This is a genomic window from Cellvibrio sp. GW822-FHT04B05 (assembly GCF_058800985.1).
Window position 1 is genome coordinate 1,201,220 of the sequence record NZ_JBXAMU010000001.1, and the last position, 24,045, is coordinate 1,225,264.

The 24,045-nt window shown below is 50.3% G+C and carries 13 protein-coding genes; 9 read left to right on the forward strand and 4 right to left on the reverse strand.

Translation table 11 applies throughout. The features are described 5' to 3' along the window. Positions 1–100: 100 nt before the first annotated feature. From AC1RJL_RS04925 to AC1RJL_RS04935, 3 genes are all read right to left on the reverse strand, one after another. Positions 101–1,228: an ABC transporter ATP-binding protein gene (locus tag AC1RJL_RS04925; RefSeq protein WP_492911625.1), complete on the reverse strand. Its 1,128-nt coding sequence runs from the start codon at positions 1,226–1,228 to the stop codon at positions 101–103. Positions 1,229–1,369: 141 nt separating this feature from the next. After that, the gene (locus tag AC1RJL_RS04930) at positions 1,370–3,397 is read right to left on the reverse strand and encodes a hypothetical protein (protein WP_492911626.1); all 2,028 of its coding nucleotides are present in this window, start codon (positions 3,395–3,397) and stop codon (positions 1,370–1,372) included. A 291-nt stretch (positions 3,398–3,688) separates the two neighbouring features. Continuing rightward, complete coding sequence (locus AC1RJL_RS04935; RefSeq protein WP_492911627.1) at positions 3,689–4,708, reverse strand: DUF72 domain-containing protein; 1,020 nt, start codon at positions 4,706–4,708, stop codon at positions 3,689–3,691. A 137-nt stretch (positions 4,709–4,845) separates the two neighbouring features. Here AC1RJL_RS04935 and AC1RJL_RS04940 point away from each other — a divergent pair, with 137 nt between their 5' ends. Further along, a complete protein-coding gene (locus tag AC1RJL_RS04940; RefSeq protein WP_492911628.1) occupies positions 4,846–5,736 on the forward strand; it encodes an AEC family transporter in 891 nt (296 codons plus the stop codon). On the opposite strand, the gene cysC is transcribed toward AC1RJL_RS04940, so the two are convergent. Continuing rightward, positions 5,720–6,316, reverse strand: coding sequence for an adenylyl-sulfate kinase (gene cysC, locus AC1RJL_RS04945; protein ID WP_492911629.1), 597 nt, complete (start codon positions 6,314–6,316; stop codon positions 5,720–5,722). The genes AC1RJL_RS04940 and cysC overlap by 17 nt on opposite strands. A 536-nt stretch (positions 6,317–6,852) precedes the next feature. Here cysC and AC1RJL_RS04950 point away from each other — a divergent pair. The 8 genes from AC1RJL_RS04950 to AC1RJL_RS04985 all read left to right on the forward strand — a co-directional run. Continuing rightward, a complete protein-coding gene (locus AC1RJL_RS04950; protein ID WP_492911630.1) occupies positions 6,853–8,034 on the forward strand; it encodes a S8 family peptidase in 1,182 nt (393 codons plus the stop codon). Then, positions 8,034–9,278: a TIGR03032 family protein gene (locus AC1RJL_RS04955; protein WP_492911631.1), complete on the forward strand. Its 1,245-nt coding sequence runs from the start codon at positions 8,034–8,036 to the stop codon at positions 9,276–9,278. The genes AC1RJL_RS04950 and AC1RJL_RS04955 overlap by 1 nt, the downstream gene beginning before the upstream one ends. Positions 9,279–9,296: 18 nt before the next feature. Then, on the forward strand, positions 9,297–16,604 hold the full coding sequence (locus AC1RJL_RS04960) for a fibronectin type III domain-containing protein (protein WP_492911632.1): 7,308 nt from the start codon (positions 9,297–9,299) through the stop codon (positions 16,602–16,604). Positions 16,605–16,925: 321 nt separating this feature from the next. After that, a complete protein-coding gene (locus AC1RJL_RS04965) occupies positions 16,926–17,570 on the forward strand; it encodes an aspartyl/asparaginyl beta-hydroxylase domain-containing protein (RefSeq protein WP_492911633.1) in 645 nt (214 codons plus the stop codon). Further along, positions 17,563–18,729 (forward strand): sulfotransferase family protein, encoded by a 1,167-nt coding sequence (locus AC1RJL_RS04970; protein ID WP_492911634.1) that lies wholly within the window; start codon positions 17,563–17,565, stop codon positions 18,727–18,729. Before AC1RJL_RS04965 ends, AC1RJL_RS04970 begins: the two co-directional genes overlap by 8 nt. Beyond that, positions 18,719–19,204 (forward strand): GNAT family N-acetyltransferase, encoded by a 486-nt coding sequence (locus tag AC1RJL_RS04975; RefSeq protein ID WP_492911635.1) that lies wholly within the window; start codon positions 18,719–18,721, stop codon positions 19,202–19,204. Before AC1RJL_RS04970 ends, AC1RJL_RS04975 begins: the two co-directional genes overlap by 11 nt. A gap of 271 nt (positions 19,205–19,475) precedes the next feature. Further along, positions 19,476–20,111: a phage tail protein gene (locus AC1RJL_RS04980; RefSeq protein ID WP_492911636.1), complete on the forward strand. Its 636-nt coding sequence runs from the start codon at positions 19,476–19,478 to the stop codon at positions 20,109–20,111. 121 nt (positions 20,112–20,232) lie between these two features. After that, a partial coding sequence (locus AC1RJL_RS04985; protein ID WP_492911637.1) for a beta strand repeat-containing protein occupies positions 20,233–24,045 on the forward strand: 3,813 nt, incomplete at its 3' end.

A 24,045-nucleotide genomic window follows, 5' to 3' on the forward strand; every position in this document is an offset into this window, starting at 1 on the left:
CTTCGGGCAGCTTCGCTGTGCAAATTGGCAATCCTGCCAATTTGTCATGCGTTTTCGAAACACAGTACCTAATGACAAACGGGCTACGAAGTCTGTCCTATCAGGCTAACTCTTCTTCAGCCAAAACTTTTCCAGCTCCAATTGTTTGGAGCAGTGTTAATTGCACTGGCTGCCCATGGCTATCCCAAGCGTGGAGCGAGTTGCAGGCGAGGGCGAGCGAGATGTGATTGTTGGCCGGTGGGCAGTTCGGTAAATGCAATTTCACGGTATCGCCCTGATCGAGCTGGATTTCGGCCTGGTAGTAATTCCCCTGGTAAAGGCGACTGCGTACTCGCCCGTGCAGTGGGCCATCGGGGTGGATTACCAGGGCGCGGTGGGGAATTAACAGGCGGATAAATCCAGTGGTTGCCGAGGGTTTTGCTAGCGGGAATTGCCAATTGCCGAGCCTTACGCCGGTAGGTGTTAGCTCACTGTGGATCAAACTCCCCGCATCAAGGAATTCCGCAATATCCGGTGTGGCGGGGTGATGAAACAATTCCTCCGGCGATGCCAATTGCGCGATACGGCCCTGGTGCATCACCGCTACTTTATCGGCCAGGGCAAAGGCTTCCTGCTGGTCGTGGGTGACGAAGACGGCGGTCAGGCCAAGGTTGTCGATCAGGGTGCGAATCTCCAGCGCCAGTTGGGCGCGCAGGTTTTTATCCAGGTTGGAGAGGGGTTCATCCATCAACAGTAACGCCGGTTGCGCGACTATGGCGCGCGCCAGGGCGATGCGCTGTTGCTGGCCGCCGGACAGGGTGCCGGGGCTGCGTTCCGCCAGGTGGGAAAGGCCCACCAGTTCCAGTGCCCAGCGGATGCGCTCCTGCTGTTCAGCGCGTGGCATTTTTTTCATTTGCAGGGGGAAGGCGAGGTTTTCAGCCACGGTCATATGGGGCCAGAGGGCGTAGTCCTGGAACACCATACCCAGGCCGCGCTGTTCCGGCGGCAGGTTGAGTTTGTCGCCTGTTACCCGCTTGCCGCGAATGTCGATTTCACCGCTGTCGGCTGCCAGCAACCCGGCAATGCAGCGCAGCAAGGTGGTTTTGCCGCAGCCGGACGGGCCGAGCAGGGCCAGCACCTGGCCGGGTTCCAGCGTCAGGTTGAGGTTGTCGAGGGCGATATGGTCGCCGAAGGCTTTGCCGAGGTGGCGGATTGCCAGCGGTAATGTGGGAATGTCGGTAGAAAGCATCTGGTTTTTGTCGAAAATCGGGGCTGGACGGAATGTCCCGCGTCAGCCCCGGATGATAGTGACACTATGGTGACGTTTTGATGACACTTCCATGTCGAGTCAGCCTTGTCGGGCGAATGGCACCCGACAAGGTGTCAGCGCTTAGTAACGCTCCATAATGGTTTCGGTCTTGAGTGCGGAATCCGTCAGCAGCCAGCCTTTGTTGTTCAACAATTGCAACAATGCCGCCCGTTTTTGGGTGGCGGTGAGCGCATTGGCGGTTTTGAAGGAGGCTTCGACCAGATATTCATAAGCGGTGCCGGTTGCATTGAGGATGTGCCAGATTTCGATGGTTAATTCCAGGCCATCAAAGTCGCCGGTGTAGCGCTCGAAATACACATTGCCGTAGAGGCGCGCGTTGTCAATTTGGTCCAGGCCCCAGCCGGGTGCAGACCAATTGACCAGCAGCGGAATGGCATTGGTGGTGGCGATGGTTTTGGTGTCGGTGAGGTTGGGCAGGTTCAGGCCGCTGTAGCCGCCCAGGGTCAGGTCATCGTTGCGCTGGAAGCTGATGGTGCGGTTGCTGTAGCCCCAATCAACCTCTACTTCATTGCCGTGACAGGCGTTGATGCCCTGGCCGTAAGCGGTTTGCAGGGTGCTGCCCAAAGTACCGGCGCCCACCGGGTAGCGTTTTTTGTATTGTAGGCGATAGGTGCCCTGGTCTTCGCGTTTGCGGGTGCGGATGCTCCAGCCGCTGTCGAACAGGTCCAGGTTGTCGGTATCCAGGAAGTGCACCATGAATTTCTTCACCGACGAGCCTGTGTCGAATTCATTGCGCACACTGCTGATCAGTTTCTGGCTGCCGTTCAGCACCACCACCGGGTTGAGGTAGGCTTTCACTTCATACATACCGATTTCGGCGGGCGCCGCGCAGGAGAGGGCTGAGTCCAGGTTGAGGGAATCCACATACAGGGTGCGCTGGAAACCGTCGGGACCGGTATTGGCGCTGTTGCTGCGGTCGCGGGCGCGAACACTCAGGCGCGCGGATTGGATACCGGTTAATGCGGCCGCGCTGCGGGCTTCAGTAGTGACCAGGTAGAGCCATTCGCCGGGCAGGTTGTTGAGGGCAAAATCCTCGCGCAACTGCAAGCCGTTGTTGACGCCGCTGCTGCAATTGCTGCTGGTGTAAAAATCCACATTGAGGCGGATACCCAGGTGATCGTGCGGGCTGTGGCTCATCACCGACACTGACGGGCGCAGGTCGATGGTGCCGTTAACAGGCACGCACTGGTCCAGGCTGCTGCTGCCGAAGTTGCCGGTCAGCTGCTGGAAATAAAACCCATTGCTGCCGCTCTTGGCAAAGGGTAAGGCACCGGCACCGGCGCGCAGGCTGGTGTCGCCGTCCCGGTCAACCCGCCAGCCACTGGAGCCCAGCAAGTAACCCAGGTGATTGGCATCGATATGGTTGAAGTTGCCGTTGCGGATCAGGTTGGTGCTGCTGCCGGTTTGGGTGACTTTGATGTCGTCCACCCAGATATAACGGGATGCGGATGCAGAGTCATCGCGAATGCGCAGGGAAAAGCGCATGGCCGTTGTGCCCGCCGGAATATCGCCGGCACTTTGGGTCAGGGGGCCGGTGGTGCCGTGGGTTGCGGCGGTGATGGTTTTCCACTGGTTGGCCGCTATGCCGCTGACCGAACCCAGGCGGATATCGCGGTCGGCATTGTGCAATGGGCCGCTGCCGAGGCGATTGGTGGTGATATCCGTCTGCATATCTTTTTCACAGGTGGCCATATCGGCATAGAAGTGCGGGTTGAGGCGCAGGCGCAAGTCATTGGACACCGGGTTGACATTGGTGCGCACCTGGAAGCTGATGCCCAGGTCTTTGCTCGCATCCAGCGGAATGCACTGGTCGAGTTTGTTATCGCCGAAGTTGGCGTTGAGGGTGTGGAAGCGAAACGCACTTTGATCTGTAGCTGCCGGAACGCCGTTGGTTTCGATAATGCCGCCGTTGCCGGTCAACAGCATCCAGGCGGGCATAAACCCTTTGCCGGCGGAGGTAGTGTAGTGCTGGTTGCCGCTGGCCCGGCTGTTAAGGCTGGCGAAATCGTTATTGCTGAGGGCAAAGTTCTGAGAAGCCAAAAGGCCGAGGCCGGTGGTTAAGAGTGTGAGGGAAAATCGGTTAAGCATGTTCAATGCTCCTGTTGATCATGTCGCGGGAACATTCCGGTGAAAGCGCCAATAACGGGATTTTTCCGGGATGCATGGAAGTACAGCGAGCGCAAACGCTCACCGCCTGACCAAGCTCGTGGTGATTGCGGATTGAACAGGGAGTACGGACAGCCGCAGGCCTACCGCCAAACAGGTAAAAAAGCACAGGTTGTTATCCTCTTTGGGACTTGATCAGAACCTTGATCTTTAACCAACCCGGCTACAGTGCGATGACGTCCGTGTGAATTCTTGATGACATGCCTGTCCAGGCTAAGAAGGATTTTGCTGATACCGGCGAATGCCGCGGGCCAATTCGATCACCGATAGCGGTGCCGAACCTTCAGCTTTATTGCTCAGCGTAACGAAAACATTTTGTCCCGCTCCCGCAGTACCCGCAATTACGCGCACTAAGGCAGCGCGCGTTTCCGGATCGGGATCCATTATTTTATCGTAAGGCGAATACAAAGCCTGCGCGTCTTCGTAACCGTAGGCGCCGTGTAAAGGGTTGAGGTTCCAGCGGCATACCAATGGACCGGGCCAAAGCGCGCGTAAGATCGGGAGTTGTTCGGCAATGCGCGGCATCTTGGCGTGCAGCCCCATGCAATAGGTCGCGCCGGTGTCGCGTAGTGCCTGGACAAATTGCGGGGTTAACCATTGCGGATCGCGCACTTCTACTGCGACGACGCCGTCGGGTGCGACGCTTTTTAAATCGGGAATCGCTTTCAATAATGCATGCAAGCGATCAATCACTTTTGGCATTTGCCCAAGCCATGCTGTGGGAAGCGGGCTGATCTGGAATACCAGCGCACCAAGCCGGTGTTTTAATCCTTCCAGGGCGGGCTCAACAAATGTTTGTACCGCTTGTTCTGCATTAAGGAAATTCGGGTTTTGCCGCATACCGCGACCGGTTTCATCGCGCACCAATGCGTCGGTCACAAGACTTGGTGCTTTTACGACGAAGCGGAAATCGTGCCCGACTTGCGACGCATACTCAGCAAACTGGGCGACGTTTAATGGCCGATAAAAACTGCGATCAACACTGACTGTACGGAACAGGGGATGTTGGGCGTAGGCGGCCAATCCGTAACGCGACAAGTTGGTTTCCGCATATTCACCGTTCCATACCAATCCATCCCAGCCCGGATAATTCCAGGATGAAGTGCCCAGACGCAGATGGGCAGGCAGGGTTTGCGCCAGTTCCATCAACACCGGATCGACAATAGCTGGCTCCACACTGTTGCCGGATTTTTTCGTCGGCATGTCGGCATCACCAAATAAAGGATTTTGCATAAAGAATCTGTCCAGCGGTCAGGCGTTAACGAGTGTTGAGCGGCAGCATATAGAAGCTGGTTTGTTGTGTCAGCTATCGCCAAAAGACCGGTTACCAGTAATATGCGCACTTTCTGTTGTGATTATTGGATTTGTTTATGTTGAGCGAATTGCTCGCCATTCTTGCCCCTATTGTTATTTCAGTGGGCGCCGGTTTTATCTGGGGCAAAACCGGTACTTATTTCCCCTCGGATTTTATTTCGCGCATCGTGATGAATATCGGCACGCCTTGTTTGATTATCAGTGCCATGGTGAAAGTAGATGTGCAGCCATCGGTGATGGGGCAGGTGGCACTTGCGACGGCAATCGTGATGACTGCGATGGGGCTATTTGGTTGGGCATTGTTGCGCTGGATGAAATTGGAAATCGCAACTTACCTACCGCCCCTGGTGTTTCCCAACAACGGCAATATGGGTTTGCCGCTGTGTTTGTTCGCCTATGGGCAAACCGGTCTCGCGCTCGCGCTGGGCTCATTCATGGTGATGATGGTGGCGACTTTTACAGTAGGCTTGTTATTGGTGACCGCGAGTGAAGGTGGCATCTTCAAACGCATGGGATCGATCGCCAAACAACCGGTGATTTATTCAATGATTATCGCGGTATTTTTATTGGTGACTGATACCGGATTACCGCGTTGGATAAGTAATACCCTGGATTTATTAGGTGGTATTGCCATCCCGTTAATGACTATTGCATTGGGCGTTTCACTGGCGACATTAAAAATCCATTTTTGGAAGCGCAGTTTATTTTTCAGTTGTGTACGCGTCGGCGGTGGTTTGTTATTCGGTTTTATCGTATGCGAAATTTTGGGCTTGACGGAGGTGTCGCGTAATGTGGTTTTATTGCAATCTGCCATGCCTATAGCCGTATTCAATTATTTACTGGCCTTGCGTTACAACCGCCATCCGGAAGAAATTGCAGCTATGGTGATGGTATCCACTTTGGTTGCATTTATGGGATTGCCGTTTCTGCTTATGGCGATTCTATAAACGCCTGGGAAATTTCTGAGGACTTGTTTAGACGTTTCATGTAATCCAGAATTTCCAGCGCATTTTCTTCCGGTGTTTTTGCTGTGGTGTGTAGATGAAGCTCAGGTTTCAAGGGGGCTTCGTAGGCTGAGTCTATTCCCGTAAATTCAGTGATTTTCCCTGCGCGCGCTTTACGGTATAAGCCTTTGGGGTCGCGTTGTTCACATACATCCAACGGCGTATCAATAAAAATTTCGATAAATTCCGTAGGCGAAAAGCGTCCGCGAATATCATCCCTCATTTGTTGCAGCGGCGAGATTGTGGCTGTGATGACTACGATGCCCGCATCGACCATCAGTTTTGCAACCTCTCCAACTCGCCGGATATTCTCCTGGCGATCAGCCATGCTAAAGCTGAGATCCTTACACAAACCGGTCCGTAATACATCGCCATCCAGCAAGTAGCTTTTACAGTTTTCTGCCGCAAGCGCTGCTTGTAAGGCAGCTGCTGTGGTCGATTTCCCTGAGCCGCTTAAACCGGTAAACCAGAATACACAGGGGGCACAGCTGAATTGTTTATTAGGGGATTGTTGTAATTGCATTGGATTCTTGTGCGTTATGGTTATTGTTTATGGACATTAATAATTAGTTGGATCTGGCAATTGTTCTGGATCAAGTGTGCCAAATGGTAACAGATAAAACTGATGTGTGTCGCTAAAATAAATTCCCCCCTCACAATATCCTTTTGATTTTCCTTTCTTGCCGAAAGTTATCCATAAAAAAATTAGCAGCGTTTTGTTAATGCCTATTAGTTCTGTAAAACCGTACGACAATTCATTGAGTTTTCAATTTTGCCAGCTACCCTCAATTCTGGGTCTTTGTGGTAAACATGGCTTTAAAATTTTTTAACTTTTTATTGCTGCGTTTATTTCTAATAAAATTTAGAACAGGGATTAAGAAACTGAAAACACTAATTCGGGGTATCAATTTCGATAAATTTAGTCCATCGGTGCGGTGGCGCACATTCGGTTTGGTTTTTTGTTTATTGATTTTTGCTGGATTGGTTCAGGCTATTGAAAAACAATATTTTAATCAACGAGACAGTGTTTCAGAATTCAACTTTATTAACTTTTCACAAATGATAACTCTTGAGCGAATTTCCACTCGCCATAGTTTGAGTCAGGATTACATCATTCGTGAAACTGGAATGATAGTGGTGTTGAGTAATCGGTTGATTGTAAAAACTGCTGAGGGTATTAATGGTAGGCATATCAAGAGTTTGGGTACAGCGATAACGCAGGTGAATGAACTTTACGCCGGTAAAGGATTTACGTATTTTTCGGTGGAGTTTAAATCAGATATTCCTATGGCGCTTATGCTAGAACAGTTGCGCGATAATCCTTCAGTGTTGTTAGCACAGCCTGATATTTTGCAATACACAAAAAAAGCATCCATAGCCAGTTCCCGGGAGCATATTCTCCAACATTCCCACACTAAACAGAGTCGGCAACCCTATCTTGATCAACTCCGTATTCCGGCTTTGTGGCTGCAGACTCGCGGTGCCGGTACTCGGCTTGCCATTATTGATGATGGAATAGATCTTTCACATCCCGCCTTTGCAACAACCGACATTAATTTTGTGTTCGATACTCGCACGCGTGAATTATCCGCACTGCCATTAAGTGCGATTGATACACATGGCACTCAAGTCGCAGGCATTATTTTTTCGGCACATGATTCTGATTCGCTTAAAGGCATAGCGCCCGAGGCACAACTGATTGCCATTCGCCAACCTGATAGTTGGACATCCAATACCTTACTTGCGTTTCAGCTTGCCGCGCTCGCAAAAGCCGACGTAATCAATTGCAGTTGGAATACTCAACTTTTATTAGAGCCGGTGGCCGATGTTGTAAATGATATGGCAACTAATGGTCGCAATGGTAAAGGCATTGCCGTGGTTTTTTCGGCCGGTAATGAAGGTATGAGTCTTGTGCAGATGAAAACGGAAGCAACGATTCCAGCAGCAATTACTGTCGGTGCATTGAATGCAGGTGGTGCGAAATTACGGTCAAGTAATTACGGTGAAATTGTAGATGTTTCAGTGTATGGCGCCGCGGTGCGATCAACCGCAAACAAAGGCGGACACCACGCATTTTCCGGCACCTCATTATCCGCCGCCATAGTATCAGGTTTGTCTGCGCTACTCATTAGTGTGCAGCCTGATATCAGTTTGCAGCAGTTGCAAGAAGAAATAAAAAAGCGCGCCCATGTCGTACCCGCCATGGGTTTTACAAATCAAGAAGGGCATGGTGATAGCTGATGACGATCAAGGAATCCGTTGATGGGCAACAATTAAAAGCAGCTCATCAGGCTTTGTATAATGAGTTGGATTTTAGTTGCCAATACAGCGACAACCTGCCAGCCATTTTCAAACAGTTGAATATTTCGGTTGCATTTACCTCGTATCAAGCGGGTCGCTTGATGTTGTTGCGCAGTGATGGCAAAAGTCTGGATGTGAATTTCAAAAGTTTTGCCCGTCCAATGGGGTTGTCGGCTACAGAACAGGGTTTAACACTGGGAATATTTACCCAGGTGATGCAATTCCAGCGCGAGGACGGATTGCTGGCGCAGATAAAAAAACCGCTAACCCGAATCGAAGAAGATGTCACTGCTCCGCGCATTAAACCCAAAGAACTGATTGATTCGGATAATCAATTCGTCCTTGATGCAGTTGATGAAGAAGCAGCGCAGAAGAAACAAAGACTGTACGAAGAATCCATGTATGCCCCCGTTGATAAACGGGTAGATGGTTGTTTTATTACGCGCGCATCGCACTACACCGGCATGATCAATGTTCACGATATTGCTTGGGGCGATGAAGGTTTATGGGCAGTCAATTCCAGTTTTTCCTGCCTCTGTACACTCGAACCTGATTACAGTTTTGTTCCGCACTGGAAGCCATATTTTATTGACGAACTTAAACCGGAAGATCGCTGCCATTTAAACGGAATGACATTGCGCGATGGCAAACCCGCCTACGTTACTACCTTCTCTACTTTTAACGAAGTTGGCATGTGGCGCAAGAGCAAGGACTTTAACGGCACCTTAATGGACGTGGCAGCCAATGAAATTCTTGTTGATGGTTTGGCGATGCCGCATTCACCGCGCTGGTATCGCAATAAAGTGTACTTTTGTAACTCCGGTCATGGGCAGGTGTGCAGTTATGATCCGCTAACCAAAAAAGTCGAGACCATTATTGAAGTTCCCGGTTTTACCCGCGGCATGGCCTTTTATGGCCGGTTCCTGTTGGTTGGCTTATCTAAAGTCCGCGCGAGCGATGTAACTCGCCCTGCGCCGCTCGCAAAAAAATACCCGGAAACTTTTTCCGGAGTTTGGTTAGTCAACCTGGATGACAACAGCATTGTTGGTCTTGTGAGCTTTACCGGTAATGTCGATCAAATTTACGACGTAGCAGTACTTGCCGGTTGTAGCTTTCCCGAAATTATTGAGCCTACGCATCCCCGGATGCGCAATCATTTTTGTTACCCACCGTTACAGGACTAGCAAACGAGGTTTACGTATATGTTCGATAAATCCAAGCCAGTAAATGATTCAGGAATTCCTGCAAAATCGTCTTCCGGAAAACTTTTTTCAAAAGCTATTAATTGCGGACTGCTTGCGATGTTGGGCGGCGGCGCTGCGGTAGCTGCGCCTGTCGGGAGCCAATCGATTAGCCGACGGGCGACCAGGGATGCGGTGGTCTATGTGGCCGAAAATACACAGGTTTCCCCGGTTGGTATTACGCAACCCGCAAAGGAAAAACGTCAGGCATTTTCCAGCTTCGGGAAGTCGCAACGGAAAATGCAAGTCACAAAAGCAGAGCCTGATAATGCGGCGCTGGAGTTTTTGAGAAAAAATGATTTATTAAAAGCCGATAAAGAAATTGCAGCAGATATTTCCGGTGAAATTGCAGGGCGAAAAATATTTGCGCATGAGGCGGCAGCAGCGCATTGTCATATGTCTTTCGGCACTTATTATGTAAGCAGTTGGTCCGGCCTTGATCAAACAGTTTGTACCAGCAATTACGCCGGAATTTGGTTTGATGCTTCTACAAAACCTTTTATTAATTCTGCGTCAGTGCAGAATAAAACCCCAACCAGTTTTGATGTGCAGGTAACTGCAAGCGAAGCTGCAACAGTATATGCCGTCCTGCTGAGTACTTCAGCAGTCGCTCCTTCAAGTGCACAGGTTATTTCAGGCACTGATGGGAGTGGGAATGTAGCTCTACAAACAAAAAACCTGGCCGTCAGTAATAGTGGCACCCTTTCATTTACTGGATTGGGTGCGGGTAATTATATTGTATATGTTGTCGCGCGCGATTCCTCAATGGAAATCAGCCCGATACCTGTGCAAGTTAATCCCGCCTTTGAATCCGGTAGCATAGCGGGTACTGGCAGCTCCTGGAAGTTTCCGAAGATTCGCACCAACAGCGTTGGCGATTTTTATTCAGCTCAATCAGATGCAAATTACAGTGTTATTCGCTTCCAAAAATGGAATGGCGCGGGCTTCAGTGACTACACCTCTATTAGCAATATTCCTGGATTGCACCACACTGGTTGGGGGAATGAAGGGCGTGTGGATTTTGAGGTCGACTCCGCCGGAAGAATCTATGCAGTAATCAATGGATACACATCTCAGTGGGATGTTGATGGTGACCCGTATTACGCTTATTACAATGGAACTGCCTGGACTTTTACTAAAATCGCCGAAACAGGAAGCAGTGTGGATTACATCGACGTTTTTGTTGATGCGAATGGTTTTGTCCACTCCTCGTTTATGAAGCGTAACAATGGAGAGGTCTTCTATTATGCGACTAATAAATCGGGCTCCTGGGTCATAACGCCAGTTACCTCTGCAGGTGGCGGGCAAGATGAGATCATCGATAGTTACGTTGTTGCTGATGCTGCGGGAGTCGCAACAGTGATTTATCGAAGGGAAGACAATCAGAATGTTGGCAATGATAATTATTACATTGCGTCGTCAACTAACAATTTTGCCAATCCAACTATTTTGAAGCATGGCAGTGTTGATTTGAAACAATATCGGTTAGCCGGCGTGGCATTGGATTCCAATACTAAGCTTCATTATGCCTATGCTAATTTAACTGATAAAACGTCCTATTACGTTACTAATGCTTCCGGTTCCTGGGTAGAGATGCCGATCAGCAAAGGTATACATACCGAGATAATGGTTGAAGGTTTTGAACAGGTTGGAACTACGAATTATTTTGCCAGCTATGGTAACAATAATTATTTTATGTCCTCTTATGATGGCACTACCTGGATCGATGGTTTCGATTTTAAAATGACAGGGTGGATGAATGATCGCTTTGCAATAAATACTGTTGCAGATCGAGTCATGTTTATTTCAGAACTCAGTACTAATTATTCTATTTATTATCACTCAGGTGTAGTTGCTGGTTATCTCACACCGGCAGCGCCTAATAATTTGCCCACCGATATTTCACTGACCGCTGTATCAGTAAACCAAAGCGCCGGTGTTAATGCAGTAGTAGGAACCTTGGCGAGTATCGATGCAGATTCCGGCAACACCCACACTTACACATTGGTTTCCGGTATTGGTGATACTAATAACGCGAGCTTTAATATTAGCGGCGATTCGTTGCGTGTTAACGATGCAGCTACACTTGCGGGAGGCGTATACAGCATTCGGGTGCGCACGACCGACAGTGCAGGCGGCACTTACGAAAAAGTATTTACCATTGCCATTGTTGACGATGTGCCGGCTGCGATTGGTAGTGTTGTTTTAGTCGGTACACCTACCGCTGCAGATACAAGTATTGATTTCACCGTGACCTTTAATGAAAGCGTTAACAATGTTACGGCGGATGATTTCCTGGTGACGGGGACCGGTGCAGCCACCGGCACAATTGCGGGTATTTCCGGCTCAGGCGCTACCTACACAGTGACGGTCAATACGATTGCCGGCAGCGGTACATTACGGCTGGATTTAAAAGCCAATACTGACATTGTGGATTTGGCCGGCAACGGTAACAACGTTAATGGGTATGTGGCCGCGTATAGTGGAGGATCTGTCCATACAGTCGCTGTTCCCACTGCGCCGGCTGCCCCCGCAATTACTGGTGTAACCCCTGGCGATGGGCAAGTTTCCATTGCGTTTACTGCACCGGGAAATAACGGCGGTTCGGTGATTACCGGTTATACGGTAACGGCAAGTCCCGGCGGAGCGACTGGCAGCGGTACCACCTCGCCGATTACCGTTACCGGTTTGAATAACGGCATCTCCTACACCTTTACGGTGACCGCGACTAATGCCGTGGGGACGAGCGTTGCTTCCACGGTGTCTGGTGTAGCTATCCCCAAGGGCGTACAGACAATTTCATTTACCAATCCCGGTACGCAGAGCTTTGGAACCAGTCCCACACTGACCGCGACTTCAACATCTACGTTGCTACCGACCTTTACTTCATCCACGACCGGTGTTTGTACGGTGAGCGCCGGTGGTACTTTGACATTTGTGACGGCAGGTACCTGTACGATAAATGCAGACCAGGCAGGGGACTCTGTGTACAACGCAGCCACTAGTATTAGCCAGTCATTTACCGTGAGTGCGGTCGTACCCGACGCGCCAACGATTGGCACTGCGGCGGCCGGCGATACCCAGGCGACGGTGGGCTTCACTGCTCCTGCCAGCAGTGGCGGGGCAAGCATTACGGGATACACCGTTACTGCCAGTCCTGGTGGCGCCACAGCGACTGGATCAAGCTCACCTATTACTGTGACCGGTTTAACGAACGGGGTGGCTTACACCTTTACCGTGACTGCGACTAATTCGGCTGGTACTGGCGTTGCGTCGGCCGCGTCTAATGCTATTACCCCGGCAGCGGCTCAAACCATTACCTTTGCGAATCCGGGGGCGCAGAATTTCGGCACTACGCCGACGCTGACGGCTACTGCTGATTCCAGTTTGGCGCCGACGTTTACCGCTACTACGCCTGCTGTCTGTACTATCACCAGTGAAGGTGTGCTGACATTTATCAGTGCCGGAACCTGTACGGTGACGGCGAATCAGGCAGGCAACGGCAGTTACCTGGCGGCCAATCCGGTAAGCCAGTCCTTTACCGTAGCGCCAGTTGTTCCTGCGGCTCCAACAATCGGCACAGCGGTCGCGGGTGATACATCAGCGACAATTGTATTTACCGCGCCTGCATTTACCGGTGGTACCACGATTACCGGTTATACCGTCACGGCTAGCCCGGGCGGTGCTACTGCAACGGGTACGGGTTCACCGATTACCGTGACCGGACTAACCAACGGCGTGGCCTACACCTTTACCGTGACAGCGACGAATTCAGCTGGTACAAGCTCTGCATCGCCAGCATCCAATTCGATAACGCCTGCGTCAGCGCAAACGATCACCTTTGTTAATCCCGGTAGCTTTAATTTCGGTTCTACACCAACCTTGATAGCGACATCAGATTCAAGTTTAGCCGCAACCTTTACCTCATCTACGCCAAGTGTATGTACGATCACCAGCGGCGGTGTACTGACGTTTAATATGGCCGGAACCTGTACAGTCACCGCCAGCCAGGCGGGGAATGGTAATTTCCTGCCCGCTAGCCCGATCAGCCAATCCTTTACCGTGGCTGCAGTTGTGCCATCGGCACCGACCATTGGTATCGCAACACCCGATGCGGCTTCGGCATCGGTTAGCTTTGTACCGCCTGTGTTTAATGGTGGCGGGGCGATTACCGCTTATACCGTCACGGCAAGCCCCGGTGGTGCAACCGGAACCGGCTCCAGTTCTCCCATAATCGTTGCGGGCTTGGGCAACGGAGTGGCTTACACCTTTACCGTAACAGCGACTAATGCAGCAGGCACCAGTATCGCGTCGGCAGCGTCCGCTCCCGTCACTCCGCTGGAAGCACAAAGTATTGTGGTTGCTAATCCCAACCCGCCGACCCAACAAGTGGGCGTGCCCCTGACGTTAACGGCGTCGTCTTCATCGGGTTTGACGGTGATTTACAGCTCTTCAACATCGGGTGTGTGCAGCATCAGCGATGTCGGAGTAGTCACCTTTATCACCGCCGGTATGTGTACATTGCACATTGATCAGCCGGGCAGCGCCAGTGTGGCTGCGGCACCGACAGTGACTTATTCCTTTGCGGTGAATTCGGCCGCCAATACAGCGCCGGTGATCAGCGGTACACCGCCGCTAACGGCGGTTGTCAATGCGCTTTACAGCTTTACGCCGACAGCAACGGATGCAGAAAATAATCCGCTGACCTTCAGTGCAACCGGGCTGCCCGCATGGCTGGTATTGGATCCGATTACCGGCCAGTTAAGCGGCACACCGGATGCGGCATCCGTGAATAGCATATCGACCATTGTGTTGAGCGTGGATGATGGCACTGCTTCCGTTTCATTGCCGTCGTTTACCCTCAAGGTGACGCCCGCAGTTGATCCGGCAACACCGGTAGTGAATGCACCGGCGGACATCACCATCAATGCCTCCGCGCTCTATACGCCGATCAGTTTGCGGCAGTTGATGAGCCTTGCGACTGGCACCAGTCCGGCGGATATCGAGGCTGCGGCTGCGCAATTGGCCAGCGATGCGGGGGACGGCACCGGTTGTTGTACGCCACGTCCCCAAGGATTGGTGAACGGTGACCGTATTCTGTTGCGCCCCGGCCGCCATGAAGTTACCTGGACTGCCACTAACAGGGCAGGGCTGACCGGTTCGGATGTGCAGATCGTCAATGTGCGTCCATTAGTATCTTTCAGCAAAAACCAGGTAACCGTCAAAGGCAATACTGCACCGGTGCGAATCATCCTGAATGGGCCATCGCCGTTCTACCCGCTGCAAGTGCCCTACATCATTGATCCTTCCAGCACTGCAGCGGCAAGCGACCACAATTTGGTGAATGGCACGGCGACCTTTAACGAGGGTCAGGCCGAAGTCACATTGAATGTGGCCTTCAATAGCACCGGTACTACCGGGGATACGGAGCTGGTCGTTGCACTTGATGACCAGTCGCCCGCCAACCGTGAACCTTTGACCGGCTACGATGCGGTTAATCCGGATATCCACGACATTAACGCCGGTGCTGCCAACCATCATCGCATCAGCATCATGCAAGGCAATGTCGCGCCCAAAACCAGGCTTGTGCTGAACCAGGGTGGTGCGAATACGATTCTGGTTGCCGCAAGCGGCGGACCAGTCACGGTCAACGCCAACGTGGTTGATCCGAATACTGCCGATACCCACAGCTTCGACTGGTCTGGTCGCGATGCACGCTTGATCGACTCTGACGGTAATGCGACCAACAATACCTTCGTCTTTGATCCGGCGGGGCAAGCCGGTTTGCGCTACGTCAAAGTAGTCACCACCGATTCAGCCGGTGCCAGCGATACGGCGGATATTTACTTCCTGATTGTTGCCGCATTGCCAGTATTGGAGGCGGGGGTTGATACCGATGAAGACGGTATTGATGACCTGACCGAAGGCACCGCTGATACCAATGGCAACGGCATTCCCGATTATCTGGATAATATGCCCTCCAGCAATGTATTGCCGCAGATCATCATTAATACCCAATCCTTCCTCATTGAGTGTGATCCGGGAGTGCGTTGTGGTCTTGGCCAATATGTGCTGGGCGGCAACTCTGGTGGTGTGCAGATCTTTGAGGAAGAAATCGGTGCAGAAGGAACTATTACTGCTGATGCTGCATTCACACCGGTCGGTGGAATCTTCGACTTTGTGATTAACGATCTACCTACAGCGGGTCAATCCGTCAACATCGTTATTCCACAACAAGCGCCCATTCCGGCCAATGCGGTTTATCGCAAATTCCAAAGCGGCCAGTGGGTTAACTTTGTGGAAAACGGCAGTAACGTTTTGCGCTCTACCTCAGGTAATGAAGGTTACTGCCCACCACCCGGTGATGAAGATTGGGAGATGGGCTTGATCGAAGGCTATCTCTGCGTCCAGCTCACCATTGAAGACGGTGGCCCTAATGATGCGGATCGTATCGTGAACGCAGCGGTAGTCGATCCCGGTGCAGTCAGTGCCGCAGCTGATACTCCGGAACCGCCCGAACCGCCCGAACCACCCGAGCCTCCACAACCGCCAACACCACCGACGGATATAAAAACCAAAGGCAGTGGCGGTAGTACAGAAGCATTGATACTCGCGTTGCTGGGAGGATTACTGATGTTCCGTTATGTCAGAAAACCGGTAGCGGTAATGGTATTGGTACTGGGCACGTCGGTTGCCCAGGCCGATACACTGGAAAAAACCTATTTGCGGGTAGACGTGTATCAAGTTGAAGGTAATCAGGAAGCCAACGCTTTCAACCGACACATGATAATGGAAGGATATGACTTTACCCTGACCAAGTACGACGTCAAGCGCACAGGGTACCAGGTGTCCCTTGGCTACCAGTGGAATGAGTATGCGTATACCGAATTGGGTTATCTCGATTTGGGTGATGTCCGGGTGAATCTCAGTCTCGCCGGGGACGAGGACCAAACAGCATTTGGTGAAGCCATGGCACGCCATTATCCGCGTTCAGCCGATGGTGCTACCCTGGTGCAAGGCTTGCGGTTGCCCCTCACAGAGCACTGGAGTATTTCACCGGAGGTGGGCGTTTTTATTTGGCAAGGCGACATTGAAGTCAATGGTGCGCAATTTGAATTGGACTACGACAACAATACCGATCTGCTGGTTGGTTTGCGGCTCGATTATCAACTCAGTCAACATTTTGGTTTGGGGGTGGGAGTGCGCGCTATTCGTTTCAATGATCAGAATGTTGAAATTTGGGGTCTCTCCGGGCGCATCAGCTTCTGACAAAAACCCGCGTCTCTTTCCCGCTGCGCACTTATGTGTAAGTATCAGGCGGCGGGAAAGGGCAGTTTGAGTTAACCGTTTAGTTTTCTCATTTCAATGCGTTTGTCATTTAACGCACTTCTTATCTAACCATCTTTCAACAACGATACAGAATGCGGTTATTCCGTGTCATGGATTATTCGTGCGCATCGTATTAGTGTGAAACGCTAAGCTCCAGCGGATTAACGGATAATCAAATTCAGGGTTTGCTTGAATTTTAGCGATGACCCGCTAGGCTCAACCCTTTCAGAGAATAATAATTTTAGCGGGCAGGTACACGGAATGATGGTTGAAGCGAACTTTGATGTGAAAGGTATTACTACAAGTGAAATAAATCACATCAGTACGATTTCATTTGCGCGCCTGTTGTGTTTTCCGGAATACAAACAACTGCAAGAAGAAGTCACTACTTTACAACAGCCAGTCTGGGTCGATCATGTTAATCGCAATGATTATTCCGGTAGCTGGGATGTTTTACCCCTGCGCTGCCAGAAACAACATGTAAATGCGCATCCCATCCTGCAAAGCTTTGCTATCGAAACGGGTAACGACTGGGAAGATTTACCGGTGTTGGAACATTGTCCACAAATACGATCGCTTTTCAAACAGCTACACTGTTCGATAAAAGCGGCACGCCTGATGCGTTTAGCGGCGGGCGCAGAAATCAAACCACATCGCGATCAGGGTTTGGGGATGGAATTTGGCGAAGCTCGTTTACATCTTCCTATTCACACCAGCGACGCAGTCAGTTTTATCGTCAATAATAAAACTATTCCGATGCAGGCAGGTGAACTTTGGTATTTCAATGCCGACCAGATTCATGAAGTCTATAACCGTGGAAGCGAAGACCGGGTTAATCTGGTAATTGACTGCGTAGTAAATGATTGGCTGCGCGAAAAAATTATCGCCGGTGTTGTGCATGAATAGCTATGCTTCACACTACTGTGCATTGATAAGTTCAGCTGATCAGCTTGATTATTGTCGACAGGCGCAATCGCCAAGTGGCTTGCTTTCGCGCATTAAACATTTGTGGAAGTGTAACCAACTTGCTGATGATGAATTGCTCGGTGAAATTTCTCGCCTAAACCAAAATCCCATAACAACACCGCTTGTCCAGCTAGCGGGCAACTGGCTGCCATATCGCTATCAACCTAAACATCGCTTGGTAAATTGGTTGTTGCCGGTAGGTCATGCTACTGAACCTTTTCAGGATGAAACGATTTCCCGCTATCGCCAGCAATTATTACTGAATCAAATTATCCAGCCTTGTACTTCATTGGACATTGCGCAACAGCAGGCATCAAATCTTATTGATGTAAAGCCGGCCGGATTTATTTTTCATCTCTCCCGCTGTGGTTCGACCCTCGTGTCCGGATGTCTTTCCGAAGTGGAAACGACTTGTGTATTTTCCGAATCGCCGCTGCTCACTGAATTGTTGTTAGATGGAAATTTATCAGCCGATGAGCAGCAATCCTGTTTGCGCAGGTTTATTAATTTGCAAGCAGCTACCTTTCCCGATCGTCCTAAAATAATTATTAAATGGAATGCCTGGGATATTTTTCGCTGGGATTTAATTCGTGAGGTTTATCCGCAAGTACCGACGGTTTTTCTGGTGCGTGATCCGGTGGAGATCCTCGCGTCACATCAACGCTTAGCGGGGCGGCATATGAGTGGTGATCCGGCACTTTCTGATTTTCATCCCGTATTTTCAGCTCAATCATCCGGTCAGCGCCTATTAGACAAACGTATCCGGGTCCTCAATGCTCTACTGCAAGCGATGACCGAAAAATGCACAGATCAAAATATTATGTTGGTTGATTACTGCCAGTTATCTACCAAAAATCTTATATCGATTTTGGCTTTTTTAGGGGGTGCAGTGGATGATCCTGGTTTTTTAAAAATACAAGCCCGGATGCAGTTTCATTCAAAAGCACCCCGGCAGGTATTTGTTGCGGATAGTTTAAAAAAACAGCAGAGTATTGCCGCCGATGAGCAGAAGAGCATTCGAGCAAAATTAGCACCTGCATATAATCAACTAATGCAATTGGCGCATAAGCCCTATTCGGAAGTTATAAATGTTTACTGATATTTCTTTGCCCTTTGGATTGGCGCTGCGTGTAATGCGGCCACAAGATCAGGAATTTGCGGAGATATTATTTGGTTCGACGCGCGATTATCTCTACCAAATGCCGATACCAAAAATCCAGGTCGATTTTTTAATCAGGCAACAATATTTGATGCAACAGGCTTCCTATGCAGGTTCATTCCCATCCGCTGAAACCTTTATTGTTGAACTGTATTCCAAGCCTGTCGGCAAGATTATTCTGAATAACACGAATACCAGCCTGCATATTATTGATGTGGCTTTGATAAATGATATGCGTGGCAAAGGTTTTGGTTCGGCGATATTGCACGCATTGAAAAAAATTGCCGTGCAACAGGCGCAGTCGTTGCGCCTGGCGGTTGATCAGCAAAATTATCGGGCAAAAAAATTATACCTCTCACTCGGTTTCACTCTCATTGAATCATCATCAACTCACGATACTTTATTGTGGAGTTAGGCTGTTCCTTTCCTGTTATGAGACGTAATTGGTTTCCCTTGCAAGTCTTTATAGACTGGAATCGGGATCATCTTGCTAATCTGTTTAGTGCGAAAAACAACCAGCTGGTGTTTTGAAAAATATCACCTAAAGTTGAGTAATGTTTTTTTGTTGGAGGGCAGGTGATAGCTAGGAGTGGTGCTGTTTTGATTGGCTTGGATTGTCAGGCTTTTTGAAGCGTAAGGATTATTTGCGTATGTGAGGTTAATCTTAAAAACTATTAAGGAGAAAAATGATGTCTGAACCGTTTCTTGGCGAAATTCGTATGTTTGCTGGCAACTTCGCACCCCGTGGCTGGGCTTTTTGCCAGGGGCAAATATTGCCTATTGCACAAAATTCCGCGCTCTTTTCAATTCTGGGTACTACCTATGGCGGCAATGGGCAAACAACTTTTGCGTTACCGGATTTGCGTGGCCGTGTACCGACAGGGCAAGGGCAAGGGCCAGGACTTCCTGCTGTTGTTCTGGGTGAAGTTGCAGGTACTCCAACAACAACATTGAATGTTACCCAATTACCAATTCACACTCCTACAGCCACATTTCAAGGTACGGTTACCAATGCTTCTGTGAGTATTCCTGTAGGAACTGACAGTAGTGCTTCGATAGTTGAGCCAGTTGCGGGCGGAACTTCCTATCTCACGGCGGCAAGCGCTGCTTATGGTAGGGATGCTGTTTCCCTCAATGGGGTTTATACCGGTACCGCACCTGCCACCCCTGCGCATTTGGGGGGTGTGACAGCAACGGCTACAGTAACAGGGACAGTGACAGTTGCACCGGTAGGCGGCAGCCAGCCGCTTCCTGTTTCCCAACCTTATTTGGGGTTGTCTTTTATTATTGCGTTGGAAGGAATATTTCCATCACGTAATTAAACTATTGTTTTGTTGGTTTTGTGTGGGCGCAAAGGAATGTGCCTTTCGTTTAGCAAAGTACTTTTTGTATAAAAACGAAAAACCGGGATTCAGTTTTTAATTTATATATTGGGGAAATACTATGTTGCAGTTCAAGCACAGTAGAATTTATGCCAGCAGTAGACTAGTACGGTTATTCAAAAAATATCTGCATTGGTCATTACTGTTTTGCAGTGCAGTGCTTGTCGCAACGACTCAAAATACTTATGCCGCATTACCATCGGCTACACAGTCATTTGGCAATATTTACTGGGCGAACAACACCGGTGGTAATACGGTGGATGGCTTTACGATCACAGAGTCTACTGGCGCTACCCGAGCCAGCTCTGCCAATTCCATTTATTACAGCACGGGTGTTGTGGCGGATGGTTCTAGTAATTATTACTATGAGTTGACCTGGACTGCTGATGCTAGCGATTTGGGCACTTTTGATTTGGATGGTTTAGTCATTCAAAGTTTTGGTGGAAATTACCGCCTGGATTTTAGTGCGACCTCCGGTGGTTCACCGGTTTCTGAATCTTTCACTTATAGCGGTGCTCAAGGCCCACTGACCATTAATATCAATGAAACCTTATTTAATGACGTCAGTGCTTTTAAGGTGCGAGTTACTAATCTTAATGGAGCAACTTCACTTGCAAATATGGATTTGCAACAGCTCATTCTGACCGATGTGAGAGCACCCGATACTACTCCCCCAACAATAACGTCAGTCAACTCCAGCACCGCCAATGGCACTTACAAGCTTGGCGATACTGTTAGTATTCAAGTCAATTTTGATGAAGTAGTCATCGTCACAGGTACACCACAGTTAACACTGGAAACCGGTGCCACCGATAGAACAATTAATTACACCGGCGGCAGCAACTCCAGTGCCCTGACGTTCACTTATACCGTACAAGCCGGGGATACCAGCGCAGACCTGGATTACACTGCCACCAATGCGCTGACGTTGAACGGCGGCACTATCAGGGATGCGGCCAATAATAATGCCATCCTGACCCTTGCCAGCCCCGGCGCTGCAAATTCTTTGGGAGCCAACAAGAATATTGTGATTGATGGCGTAGTGCCTACAGTCACCTCGGTGAATTCCAGTACAACCAATGGAACCTACAAGATCGGTGATGTCATCAGCGTACAGGTCAACTTCAGTGAAGCTGTCACTGTAACGGGCACACCCCAGTTAACCCTGGAAACCGGGGCAATCGACAGGGCCGTCAACTATGCCGGCGGCACTGGCACCAGTACCTTGACCTTTACGTATACCGTGCAATCCGGCGATATCTCCAACGACCTGGATTATGTCGCTACCAACTCCCTCGCACTGAACGGCGGCGCCATACGCGATGCTGCCGGTAACAACGCTATCTTGATCCTGGCAGCACCGGGTGCAGCAAATTCGTTAGGCAACAATAAAGCCCTGGTTATTGACGGTGTTGTGCCTGCGGTATCCAGTATTGTGGTAAGCGGTAGTCCGGCTGCGGCTTCTACCAGCGTGGACTTTACTGTCACCTTCAGTGAATCGGTTAACAATATCTCTACCGACGACTTTGCTTTGGGAACTACCGGAAGTGCGGCAGGCACAATTGCCAGTGTGTCAACTTCTTCTGGCTCTAGTGTGACCGTCGCCGTGAGTGGTATCACTGGTAACGGGACAATTAAATTAAACCTGAATGCATCCACGAATATCGCTGATGCGGCAGGTAACTCAGGTCCAGCGGCTTATACCAGCGGTACAACCCATACCGTCGCAATTCCAACTGCACCTGATGCACCAACTATCGGCGCCGCCACAGCGGGGGACGGCCAGGTTTCAGTCGCATTCACTGCACCGGTTAATAATGGTGGCTCAGCGATTACTGGTTATACCGTGACATCTAACCCCGGCGGCATTACTGCCGGTGGTAATGGTTTTACCACTTCACCGATTGTTGTGACCGGCCTTACCAACGGTACTCCGTACACCTTTACGGTAATTGCAACCAATGCCGTGGGTACCAGTGCGACTTCGGGAGCAACTGTTTCTGTAACACCCAAAGGCAATCAAACTATTAACTTCACCAATCCGGGTGCACAAAACTTCGCTACCACACCAACCTTGAATGCAACTGCAACGTCTGGCTTGACAGTCACTTTTACCTCTTCAACGACAGGCGTCTGTACTATCACATCTGGCGGCAATTTGACCTTTGTAACCGTTGGTTCTTGTATCATCAATGCAGACCAGTCAGGTGATGTTATCTGGAATGCTGCCAGTATCGTCAGCCAAACTTTTATTGTTAACGCGATAGTTCCAGGCGCCCCGACGGTTGGTACCGCAACAGCCGGTAACACCCAAGCCACTGTAACCTTTACCGCGCCAGCCAGCAGCGGTGGTGCCAGCATCACCGGTTATACCGTGACAGCTAACCCCGGTGGTGCAACAGGTACGGGAGCAAATTCGCCCATTACCGTGACCGGTTTAACCAATGGTGTGGCATACACCTTTACGGTTACCGCGACCAACTCGGCGGGTACAGGGGCGGCGTCTGCAGCATCTAACTCAATTACTCCTGCATCACCGCAAACCATTACCTTCAACAATCCCGGGACGCAGAACTATGGTACGTCACCTGATTTGTCGATATTGGGTGGCGGGGCATCATCTACCTCAGGGTTGACTGTCACTTTCACTTCTTCCACAACCGGTGTTTGTACTATCACCGGTGGTGGGGTACTGACGTTCGTGACTGCTGGCACCTGTACCATCAATGCGAATCAAGCGGGTAACGCGTCTTTCCTGGCTGCAACCCAGGTTACACAGTCTTTCACCGTTAATCCTGCAGTTCCCGATGCACCTACCAGCGCAGTAGCAATCGCTGGTGATACTCAGGCAAGTGTTGCCTTTATTGCACCCGTGAATATTGGCGGCTCGGCGATTACCAGTTATACGGTGACCGTAAGCCCGGCGGATGTTGCGCCTGTAAGTGGTGCTTCGTCTCCGATTGTGGTGACCGGTTTAACCAATGGCCAAGCGTATACCTTTACCGTGACTGCTGATAACGCGGCGGGTACCGGACCTGCGTCCACCGCATCCAACTCGATCACACCAAAAGCGATCCAAACCATTACTTTCAATAACCCTGGTGCGCAAAACTTTGGTACTACGCCAACATTTACCGCTACCTCGGATTCCGGTTTGACACCGATCTTTACGTCATCCACAACTGGCGTTTGTACGATCACCAGTGGCGGCACTCTGACCTTTGTAACTGTCGGTACTTGTACGATTAATGCGGATCAGGCGGGCAATGACAATTACCTGGCTGCGACTCAAGTCACCCGCACCTTTACTGTAAATGCTGTGGTCCCCGGAGCACCGACTATTGGTACTGCTTCAGCGGATAGCGCTCAGGCAATAGTTACTTTCACCGCACCTGCCTCAAGTGGTGGCACTGCTATTACCAGTTATACCGTGACTGCCAGTCCCGGCGGAGCAACTGCTACAGGCGCAGGGTCGCCGATTACAGTTACCGGCTTAACCAACGGCACCAGTTATACCTTTAGCGTAACTGCGACTAACGCTGTAGGTACAGGCTCACCGTCGGCACCATCAAACTCCGCGAAGCCAAACGGTGCTCCCATAATTACCGGAGTGCCATTGACCAGCGTAAATCAAGATGTTGCCTTCAGCTTTCTCCCAATTGCCAGCGATTCACCCGGAGACATTCTCACATTCAGCATCACTAATAAGCCGAGCTGGGCAAGCTTTAATACCGTAACCGGTGCACTAACCGGTACGCCGATTGAGGCAGATATCGGTGTAACTACGGGAATCATTATCAGCGTAAGCGACGGCACCTTAAGCGCTAGCTTGCCAGCATTCGATTTGACTGTGGTGAACGTGAACGATGCACCG

Bases quoted from the DNA above. Each gene is read 5' to 3' on its own strand.
- AC1RJL_RS04925 (WP_492911625.1), bottom strand. From the start codon at position 1,228: ATGCTTTCTACCGACATTCCCACATTACCGCTGGCAATCCGCCACCTC.
- AC1RJL_RS04930 (WP_492911626.1), bottom strand. From the start codon at position 3,397: ATGCTTAACCGATTTTCCCTCACACTCTTAACCACCGGCCTCGGCCTT.
- AC1RJL_RS04935 (WP_492911627.1), bottom strand. From the start codon at position 4,708: ATGCAAAATCCTTTATTTGGTGATGCCGACATGCCGACGAAAAAATCC.
- AC1RJL_RS04940 (WP_492911628.1), top strand. From the start codon at position 4,846: ATGTTGAGCGAATTGCTCGCCATTCTTGCCCCTATTGTTATTTCAGTG.
- cysC (WP_492911629.1), bottom strand. From the start codon at position 6,316: ATGCAATTACAACAATCCCCTAATAAACAATTCAGCTGTGCCCCCTGT.
- AC1RJL_RS04950 (WP_492911630.1), top strand. From the start codon at position 6,853: ATGATAACTCTTGAGCGAATTTCCACTCGCCATAGTTTGAGTCAGGAT.
- AC1RJL_RS04955 (WP_492911631.1), top strand. From the start codon at position 8,034: ATGACGATCAAGGAATCCGTTGATGGGCAACAATTAAAAGCAGCTCAT.
- AC1RJL_RS04960 (WP_492911632.1), top strand. From the start codon at position 9,297: ATGTTCGATAAATCCAAGCCAGTAAATGATTCAGGAATTCCTGCAAAA.
- AC1RJL_RS04965 (WP_492911633.1), top strand. From the start codon at position 16,926: ATGATGGTTGAAGCGAACTTTGATGTGAAAGGTATTACTACAAGTGAA.
- AC1RJL_RS04970 (WP_492911634.1), top strand. From the start codon at position 17,563: ATGAATAGCTATGCTTCACACTACTGTGCATTGATAAGTTCAGCTGAT.
- AC1RJL_RS04975 (WP_492911635.1), top strand. From the start codon at position 18,719: ATGTTTACTGATATTTCTTTGCCCTTTGGATTGGCGCTGCGTGTAATG.
- AC1RJL_RS04980 (WP_492911636.1), top strand. From the start codon at position 19,476: ATGATGTCTGAACCGTTTCTTGGCGAAATTCGTATGTTTGCTGGCAAC.